Raw genomic sequence first — 16,038 nt, forward strand, 5'->3', positions numbered from 1 at the left:
CGGCCCCCCGTGGTTTAACAGCCTCAAAATTCCCCTTTCGTATGGGCGGGTTGGGGGGGTGTTGCCGGGGGGGGGGCGGGTTTCCCCCGGCCCCGCGCCGCTTGGCGCATACAGGACATCCCTTGACGCAGCGTAGCTGGAAGCCCGAGACCCTCTCCCTATGAGCCCCTTCGCCAACGGCTTCCGCGACGCAATGCTTGCGATCCTGTTGACCGCCGCGCCCGCGCTTGCGAGCGCGCCTCAGCCCACCTATGTCGGCAGCCAGGTCTGTGGCGAGTGCCATCAGGTGGAGCTTGAGCGGTGGCGTGGCTCCTATCATGACCTCGCCATGACCGAGGCCACCGAGGAAACAGTTCTCGGCGATTTCGACGGCGTCGAATTCACCGCGCACGGCGTCACCTCGCGCTTCTTCCGCAAGGATGGTGACTTCATGGTCCGCACCGATGGTCCGGACGGCGAACTCCATGACTATCCCGTCCCTTATACCTTTGGCTGGTGGCCCTTGCAGCAGTACCTCATTCCCCTTCCGGGCGGGCGGCTGCAGAGCCTTGGCATCGCCTGGGACAGCCGCGCCAAGGACGCGGGCGGGCAGCGCTGGTTCCATCTCTACCCGGATGAGCCGCTAGATCATCGTCATGATCTGCATTGGACAAGCCGGGATCAGAACTGGAACTACCAGTGCGCCGAGTGCCACTCGACGCATCTGAAGAAGGGCTACGATCTGGCGACGGACAGCTTCTCGACCACCTGGTCCGAGATCGACGTCGCCTGCGAGGCCTGCCACGGTCCGGCCTCGGGTCACTTGGAACAGGCGCGGTTGGCGGCCGCGGGCGGAGTCGCGCACTGGGACAAGCGCAAGGGGCTAGTGGTGGATCTGGCCGACCGTGACGGCGGCCACTGGATCATTGATGCGGAGACCCAACTGCCGCGGCGCTCCGTCTCCAGAAAGACTCACACCCAGATCAACATCTGCGCACGCTGCCATTCGCGACGCGGGCAGATCAGCGAGCACTACGTCTATGGTCGACCGCTCGGTGATACGCACCGACTGGCGCTGCTCGACGAAGGGCTCTACTACCCGGATGGTCAGATCCAGGGCGAGGTCTATGTGCACGGCTCCTTCATCCAGAGCCGGATGTTCGCCCAAGGTGTCACCTGCACGGACTGCCATGATCCGCATAGTCTCAAGCTGAAGGCCGAGCGCGATCAGGTTTGCGCCCAGTGTCATCTGAGCGCGCGCTATGCCACCCAGGCGCACCACCATCACGACGAGGGCTCCGCAGGCGCCTCCTGCACCGCCTGCCACATGCCGCAGCGCGCCTACATGGTGATCGACGAACGGGCCGATCACAGTCTGCGCATCCCACGGCCCGATCTGACGATCGCGACCGATAGCCCCAACGCCTGCAATGGCTGCCATGCGGACAAGTCGGCCGAATGGGCGCTGGAGGCCTACGAAGGCTGGTATGGCAAGACCGCGCCCGACCGGCCGCACTATGGACAGGCGCTGCACGCAGGACGCGTCGGCGCGACAGAGGCGTCGCACAGACTCATCGCGCTTGCGGGCGATGAGGCCCAACCCGCGATCGCGCGCGCGACGGCGCTCGATCTGTTGCACCAGTATCCCGACCCCACGCACATGCTGACCTTTCGCCGCTTGCTGCAGGATCGGGACCCATTGGTTCGCGCGGCCGCTGTTCGCTATTTGGACACGGCGAATCCTCCGACCCTCATGGAGCTTGGTTTCCCATTGCTCGCGGATCCCATCTTGGCGGTACGCACCGAGGCCGCGCGCACCCTTGCCCCGCTTGCCGCCATGCCCTTGCCGGATGGCGAGAAGGTGCGGCTCGACGCGGCCTTGGAGGCCTATCGCGCATCCCAGTTAGTGAATGCGGAGCGGGCGGAGTCTCACCTCAATATCGGTCTGGTCGAGGCGGCCGCCAATCGCCCGGAGGCGGCGGAGAAGGCCTACCGCACCGCAATCCGGCTCGATCCCAAGTTCGGGCCTGCCTATGTGAACCTTGCCGACCTTTTTCGCACACTCGGCCGCGACCAGGACGGCGAGACCCTACTTCAGCAGGGCCTGGCGGTCATTCCGCAGGACGCGAGCCTCTACTACGCGCTTGGCCTGTTGCAGATTCGCGCCAAGGCGCTGCCGCAGGCCGTGGGCTCCTTGACGCGCGCGGCAGCGCTGGACCCGGATAACCCGCGTTACTCCTACGTTCAAGCCCTGGCGCTCCAGGGCGCCGGAGACTTGCCCAAGGCCCTGGCCATCCTCGATCAGGCGCTCGAGCGCCATCCAACCGACCGCGACATCCTGTTCGCCCTCGTCACCTTCAACCAACAGAGTGGCAATCTCGAGGCCGCCCGCGACTACGCCGCTCGGCTCAAGGCGCTCAAATAGCGGGGCGCCGCGCCCTTCAACCCTCGGGCATTCACCCTTGGTTTCGCTGGTGCGATGCGTCCTTAGCCGAGCGTAGAACGAGGCAACACATACGTTTGACGATATATATCGCAGATAGTATATTTTCGGCATGACACTCACAGCGAACACCCTCTTCGCCGCACTGGCCCACGACATCCGGCTGCGCTGCCTCATGCTGCTGCTGCGTCATGGTGAACTCTGCGTCTGTGAGCTGACTCATGCGACGGGTGCGGCGCAGCCGCATGTCTCGAGGCACTTGGCCCAGCTGCGGGAGCTTGGGCTGGTCGCGGATCGACGCGAAGGACTCTGGGTCCACTACCGCATCCATCCGGCACTCCCAACGTGGATTCAGGGCGTGCTGCGAGAGACGGCCGCCGGCGTGTCGGAGCAATCGCCCTTCAGCGATGATGAGCGCGCCTTGTCGACCATGACCAACCGGCCGGCGACGGCCCGCTGCGCCTGACGCGAGGCGTCAGGCCCTGCCCATCGCGAAGACACTTTGGAGGCCCGAGCGCAGAAATGATCACTGTCAGCCATCGACTTTACAGCGCCCTTGCAATCCCATTGCTCGTGCTCGCCATGACAGCCGCCTGGGCCGGCGAGTTGAAGACAGTGCCGGTCGGCACGGATGTCTATGCCCTGATCGGCCCCACCGGTGCCCGCACTGCGGACAATGACGCACTCAACTGCAACCTGGGATTCATCGTGACCGACCAGGGCGTGGTGCTGATCGACTCGGGCGCCTCGCGCGAGGGTGCCAAGCGGATCGCGGCCGCCATTCGCGCGGTGACCGACCGGCCGGTGAAATGGGTCATCAACAGCGGCAGCCAGGACCACCGCTGGCTGGGCAATGCCTATTTCGCCGAGCAGGGCGCCGAGGTCATTGCCCTGGAAGGGACCGCCAAGACGCAGAAGGTCTATGGCGCACAGCATCTGGCGAGACTGAAGCCCGTGCTCGGCGAGCGGTTGGCGGGGACCGAACCCGTGACTGCGAGCGCGCCCTTGGCGGGAGATCATGCGCGCTTGGAACTGGGTGGCGTCCGCATCGAGCTGATGGACCTTGGCGACGCCCACTTCCCGGGAGATGCCGTGGTCTGGCTGCCCGCGCAGCGGATCCTCTTCACCGGCGACCTGGTCTACCTCGATCGCTTGCTTGGCGTGATGCCGAGTAGCCGCGTGCTGAGCTGGCGCGAGGCCTTCCACCGCATGGAGGCCCTGGAGCCCGTCGTGCTGGTTCCAGGTCACGGTCGTGTCGGCGATCTTGCCAAGGCCGAGCGTGACACGGGCGCCTATCTGGATTGGCTGGTCGAGCAGGTGGGCGCTGCGCAGGCGGAGTGGGAGCCGCTGGACGAAGTGGTCGCTCGGCTCGCGGATGCGCCACAGTTCAGCCACCTGGAAAATTTCGAGACCCTAAACCGCTCCAACATCAATCGCGCCTACCTTGACTTCGAGCGAGGCGGCGAATGAGCGTCAACCACGAGGGATGGAATGACCCATGTCGACCGAGCCCAAGACTGTCCTAGTCCTCTGCACCGGCAACTCATGCCGCTCGCAGATGGCCGAGGTGCTGCTGAATCACCATCTGGCCGGCCAGGTGCGAGCCCTCTCGGCCGGAACTCGGCCGCAGCCCAAGGTGGCGGACGGCGCCATCGCCGCGCTGACCGCGGCCGGTCTGCCGACCGACGGGCTCTATCCAAAGGATGTCGATGCCGTGCTAGACGAGCCGATCGATCTGGTGGTCACCGTCTGCGACAACGCCAAGGAGACTTGCCCGGTCTTTCCGCGTCCGGTGCCGCAGATCCATCTGCCGTTCCAGGATCCGCACGGCGAGCCCTTGGAGGCCTTCACCCGCGTGCGTGATGACATCCGTGCTCGGCTCCTTCCCGCCGTGCGCGACGCGCTGGGGCTCTGATGCATGATGCCCCGCTTTGCGTTCCGGACGGCGTCGCCGGGCCGGCCGGTAGGGATGAATCGGTAGGGTGGACGAGCGGGAGAGAAGTCCACCGAGCCCCCGCGTAGCCATTGGTGGACTGCGCTGCGCTTGTCCACCCTACATTTGCTCTGTTACAGGCTGCCGCCCTGGCGATTCGGGCGCAGCCCAGCTCAGGAATCAATCATGAGTGTCCAATGTGAAACCACCGCCAAGGCCGCGAGCGGTGCACCCATGAGCGTCTTCGAGCGCTGGCTGACCCTCTGGGTCGCGCTCTGCATCGTCGTCGGCATTGGACTGGGGCAGTTCTTCCCCGCGCCTTTCCAGTTCCTGGGTAAGCTGGAGATCGCTCAGGTCAACATCCCGGTCGGTCTGCTCATCTGGGTGATGATCATCCCCATGCTGATGAAGGTCGACTTCGGCGCCCTGCATCAGGTGCGGGCGCACTGGAAAGGCATTGGCGTAACCCTCTTCGTCAACTGGGCGGTCAAGCCCTTCTCCATGGCGCTGCTGGCCTGGCTCTTCATCCGTGGGCTCTTCGCGCCCTGGCTGCCGGCGGAGCAGCTCGACTCCTATGTGGCCGGACTCATTCTGCTCGCCGCCGCGCCCTGCACCGCCATGGTGTTCGTCTGGAGCCGACTGACGGGCGGCGATCCCTATTTCACCCTATCGCAGGTCGCACTCAACGACAGCATCATGGTCTTCGCCTTCGCGCCCATCGTGGGGCTGCTGCTCGGATTGTCGTCGATCGTCGTGCCTTGGGATACGCTGCTGACCTCGGTCGTGCTCTATATCGTCATGCCGGTGATCATCGCCCAGCTGTGGCGCAGCCGACTGCTGAAGCAGGGCCAAGCGCGCTTCGATGCGACTCTGGACCGCCTCGGACATGCCTCTATCCTGGCGCTGCTGGCGACGCTGGTGCTGCTCTTCGCCTTCCAGGGCGAGGCCATCCTGCAGCAGCCGCTGATCATCCTGCTGCTGGCGGTGCCCATCCTCATTCAGGTCTTCTTCAACTCGGCGCTGGCCTATTGGCTCAACCGCAAGGTTGGTGAGAAGCACAATGTCGCCTGTCCCTCGGCCTTGATCGGGGCCTCGAACTTCTTCGAACTGGCGGTGGCGGCGGCCATCTCGCTCTTCGGCTTCGAGTCGGGGGCGGCCCTGGCGACCGTGGTCGGGGTGCTGATCGAGGTTCCCGTCATGCTGCTGGTGGTGCGGATCGTCAACCGTACCAAGGGCTGGTATGAAGAGGGCCCTGCGGTCGCCGTCCATGTTTGATAGCTTCGCGAACCTGGTCGCCTTCCAGATCCTTCGGCTGAGCCCCGAGTCTCATCTGGGCGCGGCGGTTCACTTCTTCGTGATGGACGTGGTCAAGATCTTCGTGCTCTTGGTCATCGTCATCTATGTGATGGGACTCTTACGCGCCATGCTCTCGCCCGAGCGGGTGCGCGCCTTCGTGCGCGACCGCCCCGACTGGCAGGCGCGCGGCATGGCGGTCACCCTGGGCGCCGTCACGCCCTTCTGCTCCTGCTCCTCGGTGCCGCTCTTCATCGGCTTCGTGGAGGCCGGTATCCCGCTGGGCGTGACCTTCTCCTTCCTGATCGCGAGCCCGATGATCAACGAGGTCGCCGCCGTCATCCTCGTCGGCATCCTCGGCTGGAAGCTCGCCGCGCTCTACGTCGCCGCCGGGCTCTTGGTCGCCTGGTTTGGCGGCATCGCCATGCAGCAATTCCGCCCGGAGCGCTGGGTTGAAGACTACGTTTGGAAGATCCGCATGGGAGAGGCAGCGATGCCCGACCCGGACACCAGCCTGCTGGGACGTCACCGCTACGCGGTTGGCGAGGTCAAAGAGATTGTCGGGCGTATTTGGCGCTGGGTCCTGATCGGCATCGGCATCGGTGCGCTCTTCCACGGCTTCGTCCCGGCCGGCTGGGTGACCGCTCACCTGGGCGGCGATGACTGGTATACGGTTCCAGTTGCGGTGCTGCTGGGGATTCCGCTCTATTCGAACGCCACGGGTATCATCCCGGTCGCGGAGGCGATGCTGACCAAAGGGGTTGCGGTCGGCACGACCCTGGCCCTGATGATGAGCGTCGCCGCACTCTCGCTGCCCGAGATGCTCATCCTGCGCAAGGTCATCCGCTGGCCCGCTCTGGCCCTGTTCGCCGGGGTGCTGGCGGTGGCCTTCACCCTGGTGGGCTGGGGTTTCAATCTGATCGCTTGAGGTCTATCGATGAAGAAGTTCAAGGTATTGGGCGGCGGCTGCCGCAACTGTGAGGTTACTGCCAACGCGATCACGCAGGCGGCCAAGGAGGCCGGCGTGGAGATCGAGCTGGAGAAGGTCACGGACATGGCCGAGATCCTCGGCTTCGGTGTGATGTCGACGCCGGGCGTGGTGCTGGATGGCAAGGTGGTGCACGCCGGGAGCATTCCAGGCCCGGATCAGGTCAGGGATTGGGTGCTTGGATGAGCCGGCGCGCAGATGCATCGCGCGGCTAGCCGCTTTGCCGTCGCTGCCCGCGACGCCGAGGTGAGCGGCGATCTGGCCGGCGTATTCGCTGCCTTGTCGCAGGTGATGGATCAATGTGTGGTCTGTCACGGAGACTGTCGCGTCCACTGATTCGCGGCGCTCAGGCAGTCTACCTGCTGCCAGCGCCTCTGCAGCCACAATCTGCTAACGTTGCCGCAGGTTGACCTCATGCGCGCGAAGGTGCCCTGAATGCGCTTCTTCACCACCGAGGGACCGGTCAAGCCCGAGGATCATTATTGTCTGCCGCCGCTGCAGCGTTGGGGTCTCGACGAGGTCCTGATGCTCATCGAGCAGAAGAAATACTTTCTGCTCCATGCCCCGCGTCAGACCGGCAAGACCAGCTGTCTGCTGGCGTTGATGGAGCACCTGAATCGCGAAGGGCGCTATCGCGCGGTCTATGCCAATCTCGAAGGGGCGCAGACCGCCCGCGAGGATGTGGCCAGGGGGATGCGGACCATCTGCGGCACCATCGAGGCGGCCGCCCGACTCTATCTGGGTGACGATCGTCTGCATGCCTGGACGGAGTCGTCCTGGCAGGCGCGGGGCGCCGACGGGGCCTTGACCGGACTGCTCGAAAACTGGGCACTGAACAGCTCCGCACCGCTCGTGGTGCTGCTCGACGAGGTCGACGCCCTGATCGGCGACACCCTGATCGCGCTGCTGCGCCAGTTGCGGGCAGGCTATACCCAGCGTTCTGCGGCCTTTCCCAACACCGTTATCCTCTGCGGCGTGCGTGATCTGCGCGACTATCGCATCCATGCCAGCTCCGAGCACCAGGCTATCAACGGCGGCAGCGCCTACAACATCAAGGCGGAATCGCTGCGATTGGGTGATTTCTCGGCGGACGAGGTGTCCGCATTACTCCAGGAGCATACCCAGGAGACCGGGCAGGCCTTCACCCCGGAGGCGCTGGCGCGTGTCTGGGAGCTGACCCAGGGCCAGCCCTGGTTGGTCAATGCATTGGCCTACGAGACCTGTTTCGAGATGCGCGAGGGACGCGACCGCTCCCAGGCGATCGATCGGGCAAGGATCGATCAGGCCAAGGAAAACCTCATCTTGTGCCGCGTGACCCATCTCGACCAACTGGCCGACAAACTGCGCGAGCCGCGCGTGCGCCGGGTGATCGAGCCCATGCTGGCGGGCACCGCGCTGGGAGAGGTGCCCACGGACGATATCCAGTATCTGATCGATCTCGGGCTGTGCCGCATGGCCAATGGTCGCGGTCTAACAATCGCCAATCCCATCTACCGCGAGGTGCTGCCGCGCGCACTCGCCTTCACGCCGCAGGCATCCCTGCCGCAGATCACTCCAAGCTGGCTCGACGCCGCCGGCAATCTGGTGCCAGATGCCTTGCTCGCCGCCTTCCTCGCCTTCTGGCGCCAGCATGGCGAGCCGCTGCTCGGCAGCGCGCCTTACCACGAGATTGCCCCGCATCTGGTGCTCATGGCCTTCATGCAGCGGGTGGTCAACGGCGAGGGGACGCTGGAGCGGGAATATGCCATCGGCCGCGGACGCATGGACCTCTGTCTGCGCTACCGTGCGGTCACACTCGGCATCGAGCTGAAGGTGTGGCGGGAGAGGGCGCCCGATCCGCTCGCGGAGGGGCTGACACAGTTGGATGCCTATCTGGCGGGGCTGGGATTGGACGGCGGCTGGCTGGTGATCTTCGACCGGCGCCCCGGTCTGGCACCGGTCGCCGAGCGCCTTACGAGCACCGAAGCGACTAGCCCCCAGGGGCGGCGGATTCGGGTCGTGCGCGCCTGAGTGCTTGCTTGCTCGGTCGGTGGGCGTGGGAGCGGCGCCCCGCCGCGATCGGGTGCCGTCACGCCGAGGGTGGTGCTTCTGCGGCGATGGCTGGAGAACGCGGGCTCAAAAACCACCGCCGGTGCGGAATCCGCCGCCGCTGCTACCGCCTCCGAAGCCTCCTCCGCTCCTTCTTCCGCTGCTGCGCTTGCGGATCGGACTGCGCCCCAGTCCGCCGCCGACGATGTCCCCGAGATTCCCAAGATCCCCAAGGCCGCCTCCCCAGACGGAGCCCCGTCCGAAACCGCCGGAGCCGAAGCCGGGATCGCTGCGCTGCGGCCGGTAGCGCTGCTGCTCCTTGAGTACGCGCCAGAGGCCGTTGCGGTCGAGCATGCCGTTGAGGAAGTTGCCGAGCATGAGGGTGACGAGGGCGCCGTCCTGGAAGCTGGAGCCGGGGCGGTCGTAGCCGCTGCGTTTGAGGTCGACGCGCAGGGATTCCAGCTCGCTGAGCCGCTTGCGCTGCTGTTCGAGGCTGTCTCTGAGACCTTGCCCGGATGCCTCCAGCCGGCGGCGCTCGTCGTCGCGCTGAAGCAGGCGACTGACAATGAGGTCGTCGTCGGGAAAGGGCGTGCTCAGGGCCTCGCGCCGCAGCGTCATGAGGTCGTCGTGCCTTAGCTCGGCGGCGAGGTATTCCACGGCCTTCTTGGTCTGTGCGTCCTCGCCTGTAGCGAAGCTGGCCTGCTCCAAGAGCAGCCTCTGCTGCTCCGCCTCGGCAGCCGCGATACGGGCGTCCATGGCGTTCAGGGCCTGCTGCTCCCGTTCCAGCTCGGCCTCCAGTTTAGGGATGCCGTCTGCCTCGCGCGCGGCCGAGTCCAGCGCCTCGAGCGCCGCGAAGGCGGCGTCCGCCGCGGCACCCAGGGCTTCCGCGTGCTCGCGCAGGCGTTCCGGGATCTCGTTCAGACGCGCGTAATTGGCCCGGGCGTCCGCGAAGCCGATGAGTCGGGCGACCTTGGCGTCGAGCCAGCGCGCGAGTGGGTTGGCCTTATAGGCCGGGGTGCCATAGCGGCGCTCCCAGAGGTAGATGAAGAGCGGATCTGCGCGGTAGGAGGCGCCCTTCTGGTCCTTCTCTTGCTCACTCTCGGTGGCCTTTTCTTCGGCGTGCATGGCGGTGCGCTCCGCCGCTTGGGCCAGCTGGTGCTGCTGCTGATAGGCGGGGTCCGCGTTCAGCCGTGCCTGGGTGCCGGCCTCGGCCCTGTCCACGGCCTCGGCCGCGCGGTCGACTTGTTCGGCCTGAGTCTGGCGCTCCGCCTCCAGCCGGGTGCGCTCCAGCTCGGCGGCGTGGATGCGTGCTCCGATGGCCTCAAGTGCCTCTTCGCGCGCCTTCAGCAAGGCAATCACTTGTTGCTCGGCCTGGTCGATGTGGCGCGCCAGCTCACCGGCCGCGAGCAGATCCACCCGAGTGCGGGCGAGGGCGCGATAGTCCTCGGCATCGGCTTGCTGGAGTTTGAGCTGGGTCGTGCTCGCCGCCTCGATGCGCTGTGCCATCTCGGTCAGCTTGACGCGCTCCGCGTCTAGCGCCTGATCGATGGAGGCCAGGGTCTGTCGTCCTGAGATCATGTCCGCTCCCTTACCACTGGGTGATGGCGCCGCCCGTGGTGCGCATCTCGTAGTTGGGCGTGAGGGCACCGCGCGGCTTTTCGCCGAAGCGGTCGCGCTGGATGATGCCGTCGTCACGCTTGTCGCGGGCGATCTGGTCGAAGGTTTCTTTGTCCACCCGTAGCCCCCAGGCCGTCACGCGCTCGGTCTTGCCTGTCTCTTCGTTGGTGATCGGCACCTTCAGTACGTTGCCGCTTGGGTCGATTGCCTCGACGATGATGTAGTAGTTGCGCGCTTGGGTGTTGATGTCCGGGATGCGCCAGACCCCAGTTTGCGCACCGGGCCGATTCAAGATGCGCAGGCTGTACGCCTGGTTCAGGGTCGCGCGCAGGGTCTCCAGCGACTCCAGCGACTGGTGCGCGGCAGCCGTATCGCCGGCCTGCGCGGCGGCTTGGCCAGATTCGAGCAGACGCTCGGCGCGGGTGCGTGCAGCGTCCGTCCTGGCGAGTTCGGCCGTCTCCGCGTAGAGGCTCGCGAGGCGCTCGGGTAGCGCCGCGTCCGGGGCGATGAAGACGACGTAGTTGATGGTCCAGGCGGCGATCAAGGCGCCGACGCCGCCCATGAGCCAGGTCCCCCAGCGCCCGCGGCTCACATAGATCCGCGCGAGCCGCACCGCCAGCCCGCCAGACTTTGGCCGGTAGATGAAGCGGTCCTCCTTGAGGGCCGCGACGCCCTCCGCCAGGATGTGGTCTGGGACCTCGATGCCCTGTCCCTGGTAGATTTTGCGCAGCCGCTCCTTGAGATCCTCCTCGCGGCCGGCGACGTCGATCTCTCGCTTGACCAGGCGCTCGCGCCGACGCAGGGTGTCGACCACGTCCATGGCGAGCATGAGGTCATCCAGCGGCGCCTTGGTGCTGGTGGCCGCCGCGTCGGGGGTGCTGGTCTCCGGGCTCATGGGGTTGGCGTCGCCAGACCCTTGCCTTGCTCGGCAAGGCGGGCGAGCTTGCGCTTGCCCTCTTCGACGGCGTTGCGGATCTCATTGGCGTTGGTAGTGCTCTGGACGCGCATCTCCTCGATGATCTCGTGCGAGCGGGTCTGCCAGCTCACGACCGAATCGACCAGCTTCTTGACGGCATCGGCGCGCACCGTGGGGCCATAGCCGGCCCTGACCGCGGCCTCCTGCACCTTGCCGCCGATGTCGGCGAGGACTTCGAGCGACTGGCTGACCCCTTCCTTCATGGCCTCGACGGTCTGGGTGCCCTCGTGCAGGCCGAACATGCCGGTGAAGGAGGCGGTTAGCGCGGTCAGGACCACCTCATTGGTACTGAAGAAGCTCACCGCCTGGGCATAGACGCGCTCCTTGGCGTTAGTCGTCTGCAGCAGGCGGGCCATGACCACCTCGGAGGTGTTGTAGGCGATGGTCAGGTTGTCCGCGAGGTCCTTGGCGATCTGATAGCGCTTCTCTTCGTTCTGCAGGGCGCGGACCTTCTCGTCGCGCGCCAGTTCCAATTTCGCACGCTCGGCGGGCTCCTGGCCCTGAAAGCCCTCGATCGCGTCCATGGCCGTCTTGACCTCGGCCTTGGCGGCGTCGAGCCGGCCCTCGGCGGTCTTGAGCACCTCCAGACCCAGCACCTCGGATTCCTTCAGCGCACCGCGGAAGTCCTGATAGGCCTCCAGGATCTTGTGCTCGCGCTGGATCTGGTCGCTGGTCGAGGCGGTGACGTCCAGGTAGGTCTCCTTGATCTTGTCGAAGCGGCTGGCGATGTCGCCTCGAGTGGCCTTCATCCAGACGTTGCCAAGCCGCTCGAAGGTGTCGATCTTGCCGTCCTCGACCTGATCGACCATGGACTTGGCGTCGTCGCGGATGCTGTTGAAGGCGTTGGTGATGTCTTCGTAGCGCTGGCCGATCTCCATCGCTTGGACCTGCTCGCGCACCACGTCGTTGAATAGCGACGACTGGCTCAGGGTGCGCGCGATGGCGGCGACGCGGCCCTCGTCCAAGGCCGAGATTTGATTGAGCAGGGCGATGATGGGATCGCGCCCGTCACGCTCCTCGGGCACCAGCCCCAGGTCGTGCAGCTGCGTCATGGCCTTGTCGAGATACTGCATGGGGGCGGCAGTCATGGCGATTCCTCGGTGATGAAGTCGGCGCGATTGGCATTGGATGTGGAGTGAGGAGCGAGCGCCTTGCTCGCCCGAGGCTGCGGCCTAGTCCTGATCTAGAGGAATTCTGATCTTCTGACCGGGGAAGATGAGGTCGGGGTCTTTGATGACCTCGCGGTTCGCGTCGAAGATACGGGGATATTCGGACGCCTTGCCATAGAAGTGTTTCGCGACGGCGGAAAGGGTATCGCCCTTCTGGATGACGTAGTAGTCGACCTTCTCGCTGGATGCCGGCACCTGGATCCCGTCTGCCTTCACCTCGGCCACGCCCATGACATTGCCGGCCATGAGCACCGCCTTCTCCATGGCCGCGGCATCGTCCGCCGAGCCGCCAAGGGAGACCACGCCATCCTGATAACTGACGTCAAGATCCTTGACGCCCGGATTGTTCTGCTCGATGTGCTCGCGGATCTTCTCCTCGGCATCCGCGTCTTTGTTGAAAAGCTTGTGTCCGATACCCTTCGCAAAATCGAAAAGTCCCATCGCGGCCTCCTGATGCGCTTGTTGAGCTTTCGTGGTTTTGGCAAGTCTTCGTATGCTCGTCGAGCCCAATTGCGAGATCCTGCCCACTGGAAGGCAGAAGTATAGTCAGACAGTGCGAAAATCGATGGCTTTCTCAGCCGAGCATAGCCTGGACCCTCGGAGGCTTTGGCGTTGGGAGGTTCGGGCCGCGCGCGGTGATTGCGCCCTTACGGATGCTGTCTATCGCCCCAAGCGCGTGCTTTGGGTACTCTCCCAACTTCTTAGATCTGCCAGGCGGGACGCTTGATGCTGGAATGAAGCAGGTGGTGGTCCCTTGTTCGGCGCGTTGCCTCCGGCTTGGCTTGCGGCAAAGCGCGAGTCCGCTCTGAGTGTTGTCCCTTTCACATGAGCCCTCTTCACGAATGCTGCCGAGGCGTTGATTCGCACCGGCCGCTCGTCATCGACATACCACACCAGGCCAAGGTGACTGGGACATGACTCTGACATTGCTGGCCCTTCTGAAACTGTCCGTCGTCGTCATCATCTTCGCCATCGGTCTGGATTCCAGCGCTGATGATCTCGCCTACCTTTGGCGGCGTCCCTGGCTCTTGCTGAGGTCTGTGGTGGCCATGTACCTGATGGTCCCGCTAGCGGCCCTGCTGCTGGTGAACCTCGTGGCACTGCCGCCTGGGGCCGAGCTGGGCATCCTCGTGCTTGCGGCTTCAGCTGGCGCACCCCTGCTGCCGCGCAAATTGATGGGTCTGGGTGAAGGCACCTACACCTTCAGCCTGGTCGTGACCTCTAGTTTCCTGGCGATCATCGTGGTTCCGCTCTGGCTCGCCGTGCTCGCATCCTGGCTCGATCAGCCCGCTGCACTAGACCCCGTCGAGGTTGCCTGGGTGCTCGCCAAGTCCTTTCTCTTGCCGCTTGCCGTCGGCATGCTGGTGCGCTGGCGTTTTCCGGAACTGGCCGCGAAGCTCTCCAGTCGGCTGCTGGCAGCCGCCGGACTGGTGCTCACGACGAGTTTCCTGGTCCTCTTCTGGCTCAACTGGGACCTCTTGCTGGAGGCTGGCTGGTCTGGGGCGCTGGCCTTGGCCGGACTGCTGTTGGCGGCCCTTACTATCGGGCATGTGCTCGGCGGGCCCGCTGAAGACGACCGCACAGCCCTCGCCATCGCCTGCTCGACCCGTCACCTGGGCGTCGCCATCTTGGTCGCGGCGTCTCTGCCTGGTCCGCGCACGGCGGTTATGGTCGCGGTCTACATCTTGGTCTCCGCAGTCGTCTCCATTCCCTATCTGCGCTGGCGCCGGCGTGCTTCAGCGCGCGGCGGGGCCGGCACGGCATGACGGACCTGGGCCTGGTTCAGCCGCCGTTCATGCATCGGTGGCTAATCTTTGGTTCGGAAACCAGACGCAAGACGCCTGTCTCAATGCTGCTCAGATCTGCAGAGGAGAGGGAATACGACATGAAACGCACAACGCTTGCGCTAACGACCCTGGCCGTCCTGTCGGCCGGAGTCCCCGCGACCAATGCCCATGCAGGGGATCCTGGGGCGGCGGCTGCCGCAGCTGGCTTCCTCGGCGGCGTGGTTGGAGGCTTGCTGCTTGGTCCGCCTCCGCCGCCTCCGCCCTATCATCGTCCGCCTCCAGCGGCGGTGTTCGTGTATCCGCGTCCGGGTCCGCCGCATTTCGCCAGATACGACGACGCGCCTCCGCCGCACTTCGCGCACCGTCGAGGCGCTGTCTATGACGGCCGCGCTGATGGCTACGGTCGGTCGTATGACGAGGGCCGAGGTTACGACGACTACGATCGATCCTATGGCGATTGAGGTCGAACGCAGGCCTGGATCAGATCGATCGGATCTGGGTGTTTATCGTAAATCACCTGAGGTCCGGGAGCCGGCCCACACGGCCGCTCATGGTCCCGAGCCCTCGCGGCCGCTCCGGCGCTTGGCCGTGCCCGTTCGCGGTTTCACCTCCGCCCGCTGGCCAGCGGGCGCGTCGGTCATCTCCAGTGTGCGGTATTGGCCCAGCTGGAGGTCGCCGAGCCGCCAATCACCGATCGCGACGCGCACCAGTCTGAGCGTCGGCAGCCCAACGGCGGCCGTCATGCGCCGGACTTGTCGATTGCGACCTTCGTGGATGGCGATCTCCAGCCAGGCAGTCGGCACGCGCTTACGGAATCGTACGGGCGGATCACGCGGCCAGAGGTCGGGCTCATCCAGGGTGCGCACGCGCGCGGGGAGAGTCGGGCCGTCCTTCAGCACTAGGCCTTCGCGCAATCGGTCCAGCTGGGGCTGCCCTGGAGTGCCCTCGACTTGTACCCAATAGGTCTTCCAGGCCTTGTGGCGCGGATGGCTGATGCGATGCTGCAGTTGGCCGTCGTCGGTTAGGAGCAGTAGACCTTCACTGTCTTTGTCCAGACGTCCCGCCGGGTAGACGCCGGGGATGAGGATGAAGTCTTTCAGGGTGTCGCGGGCGCCGCTTTTCCCGCCGCTGAACTGACTCAGCACCCCATAGGGCTTGTTGAAGAGGATGAGGCGGGACATGCGCAGATAAACTGGAGGCCGATTGGTGCCTTGATTCTACAGCCTGGGGTCTGCTCGGGAGACACGGGTCCCGGCAGGCGCTGTCTTGTGGCGATACATTGCAGAACCCCTGCGATGCGCTTCCTAGCTTCCTAAGAAAGTGACCATCAACAACTTCCCCCCTTTCGCAAAGGGGGGCCAGGGGGGATTTCGGGCGGCATCGGCATCGCTCGCATCGGGAAACAATTGATGAGCGCTTTCTAAGGTGCTTTGCCCGAAACAAGATCGCTGCCGTTCCGATCCCGAAGCTGGGCGAAGCCCGCACGATGCGCTGCGTTCGGAGCGCTAAGGGTCGATGGGTGTACCCATCCTCCTAACGAGGCTTCGCCTCAGACCGACGCGTCATGCCATCGGGATCGCTATCGGAATCGGGATCGCTATCGTCGGACCGATACCGATACCGATACCGACCGGCTTTGGATGGCCGGACGCTTCATCGAAATTTGACTCATCTGCAAGCATCTTGCGCCCTCAAGGATTCTAGGTCGGTCTCGATCATCGTTCGGTCCAAGCGCACGAGCGGTGGGTGCGGGCCGCGCCCGCCGCCCCCCCGCCGCCCAGGCGCGGCCGAGGCGGGCGCCCCCCACCAAAGGACAAGACAGAAG

16 protein-coding genes are annotated in these 16,038 nt (G+C 65.2%); 11 read left to right on the forward strand and 5 right to left on the reverse strand.

The features are described 5' to 3' along the window. The first annotated feature begins 160 nt into the window (after positions 1-160). From G3480_RS20805 to G3480_RS20845, 9 genes are all read left to right on the forward strand, one after another. Positions 161-2,404, forward strand: coding sequence for a tetratricopeptide repeat protein (locus G3480_RS20805; RefSeq protein ID WP_164655814.1), 2,244 nt, complete (start codon positions 161-163; stop codon positions 2,402-2,404). Positions 2,405-2,534: 130 nt separating this feature from the next. After that, positions 2,535-2,888 carry a metalloregulator ArsR/SmtB family transcription factor gene (locus G3480_RS20810; protein ID WP_164655815.1) on the forward strand — a complete coding sequence of 118 codons (354 nt, stop codon included), beginning with the start codon at positions 2,535-2,537 and terminating at the stop codon, positions 2,886-2,888. 56 nt (positions 2,889-2,944) lie between these two features. Continuing rightward, on the forward strand, positions 2,945-3,892 hold the full coding sequence (locus G3480_RS20815; protein WP_206171822.1) for an MBL fold metallo-hydrolase: 948 nt from the start codon (positions 2,945-2,947) through the stop codon (positions 3,890-3,892). Between the two features lie 28 nt (positions 3,893-3,920). Next, positions 3,921-4,337, forward strand: coding sequence for an arsenate reductase ArsC (locus tag G3480_RS20820; protein ID WP_164655816.1), 417 nt, complete (start codon positions 3,921-3,923; stop codon positions 4,335-4,337). Between the two features lie 204 nt (positions 4,338-4,541). Then, a complete protein-coding gene (gene arsB, locus G3480_RS20825; protein ID WP_164655817.1) occupies positions 4,542-5,630 on the forward strand; it encodes an ACR3 family arsenite efflux transporter in 1,089 nt (362 codons plus the stop codon). Further along, on the forward strand, positions 5,623-6,576 hold the full coding sequence (locus tag G3480_RS20830) for a permease (RefSeq protein ID WP_164655818.1): 954 nt from the start codon (positions 5,623-5,625) through the stop codon (positions 6,574-6,576). The genes arsB and G3480_RS20830 overlap by 8 nt, the downstream gene beginning before the upstream one ends. 9 nt (positions 6,577-6,585) lie before the next feature. Continuing rightward, on the forward strand, positions 6,586-6,822 hold the full coding sequence (locus G3480_RS20835; RefSeq protein WP_164655819.1) for a thioredoxin family protein: 237 nt from the start codon (positions 6,586-6,588) through the stop codon (positions 6,820-6,822). A gap of 12 nt (positions 6,823-6,834) precedes the next feature. Next, complete coding sequence (locus tag G3480_RS20840) at positions 6,835-6,972, forward strand: hypothetical protein (protein WP_164655820.1); 138 nt, start codon at positions 6,835-6,837, stop codon at positions 6,970-6,972. A 99-nt stretch (positions 6,973-7,071) separates the two neighbouring features. Next, positions 7,072-8,646, forward strand: a complete 1,575-nt coding sequence (locus G3480_RS20845; RefSeq protein WP_164655821.1) for an AAA-like domain-containing protein — start codon at positions 7,072-7,074, stop codon at positions 8,644-8,646. Between the two features lie 105 nt (positions 8,647-8,751). Here the strand turns inward: G3480_RS20845 and G3480_RS20850 are convergent, their stop codons facing one another. The 4 genes from G3480_RS20850 to lysM all read right to left on the reverse strand — a co-directional run bounded on the left by G3480_RS20850 (position 8,752) and on the right by lysM (position 12,867). Further along, a complete protein-coding gene (locus G3480_RS20850; RefSeq protein ID WP_164655822.1) occupies positions 8,752-10,242 on the reverse strand; it encodes a coiled-coil domain-containing protein in 1,491 nt (496 codons plus the stop codon). 10 nt (positions 10,243-10,252) lie between these two features. Further along, positions 10,253-11,176, reverse strand: a complete 924-nt coding sequence (locus tag G3480_RS20855) for a DUF6384 family protein (protein ID WP_164655823.1) — start codon at positions 11,174-11,176, stop codon at positions 10,253-10,255. After that, a complete protein-coding gene (locus tag G3480_RS20860; RefSeq protein WP_206171823.1) occupies positions 11,173-12,345 on the reverse strand; it encodes a cell surface protein in 1,173 nt (390 codons plus the stop codon). The genes G3480_RS20855 and G3480_RS20860 overlap by 4 nt, the downstream gene beginning before the upstream one ends. A gap of 84 nt (positions 12,346-12,429) precedes the next feature. Continuing rightward, complete coding sequence (gene lysM, locus G3480_RS20865; protein ID WP_164655824.1) at positions 12,430-12,867, reverse strand: peptidoglycan-binding protein LysM; 438 nt, start codon at positions 12,865-12,867, stop codon at positions 12,430-12,432. A 473-nt stretch (positions 12,868-13,340) separates the two neighbouring features. Here lysM and G3480_RS20870 point away from each other — a divergent pair, with 473 nt between their 5' ends. Both G3480_RS20870 and G3480_RS27950 read left to right on the forward strand, forming a co-directional pair. Continuing rightward, positions 13,341-14,192, forward strand: a complete 852-nt coding sequence (locus G3480_RS20870; RefSeq protein WP_164655825.1) for a bile acid:sodium symporter family protein — start codon at positions 13,341-13,343, stop codon at positions 14,190-14,192. A 119-nt stretch (positions 14,193-14,311) separates the two neighbouring features. After that, a complete protein-coding gene (locus tag G3480_RS27950) occupies positions 14,312-14,674 on the forward strand; it encodes a hypothetical protein (protein ID WP_206171824.1) in 363 nt (120 codons plus the stop codon). An 87-nt stretch (positions 14,675-14,761) separates the two neighbouring features. Here G3480_RS27950 and G3480_RS20880 read toward each other — a convergent pair whose 3' ends face one another. Beyond that, positions 14,762-15,394: a pseudouridine synthase gene (locus G3480_RS20880; RefSeq protein WP_164655826.1), complete on the reverse strand. Its 633-nt coding sequence runs from the start codon at positions 15,392-15,394 to the stop codon at positions 14,762-14,764. Between the last annotated feature and the right edge of the window lie 644 nt (positions 15,395-16,038).

Source organism: Thiorhodococcus mannitoliphagus (assembly GCF_010915725.1).
Taxonomy (GTDB): Bacteria; Pseudomonadota; Gammaproteobacteria; order Chromatiales; family Chromatiaceae; genus Thiorhodococcus; species Thiorhodococcus mannitoliphagus.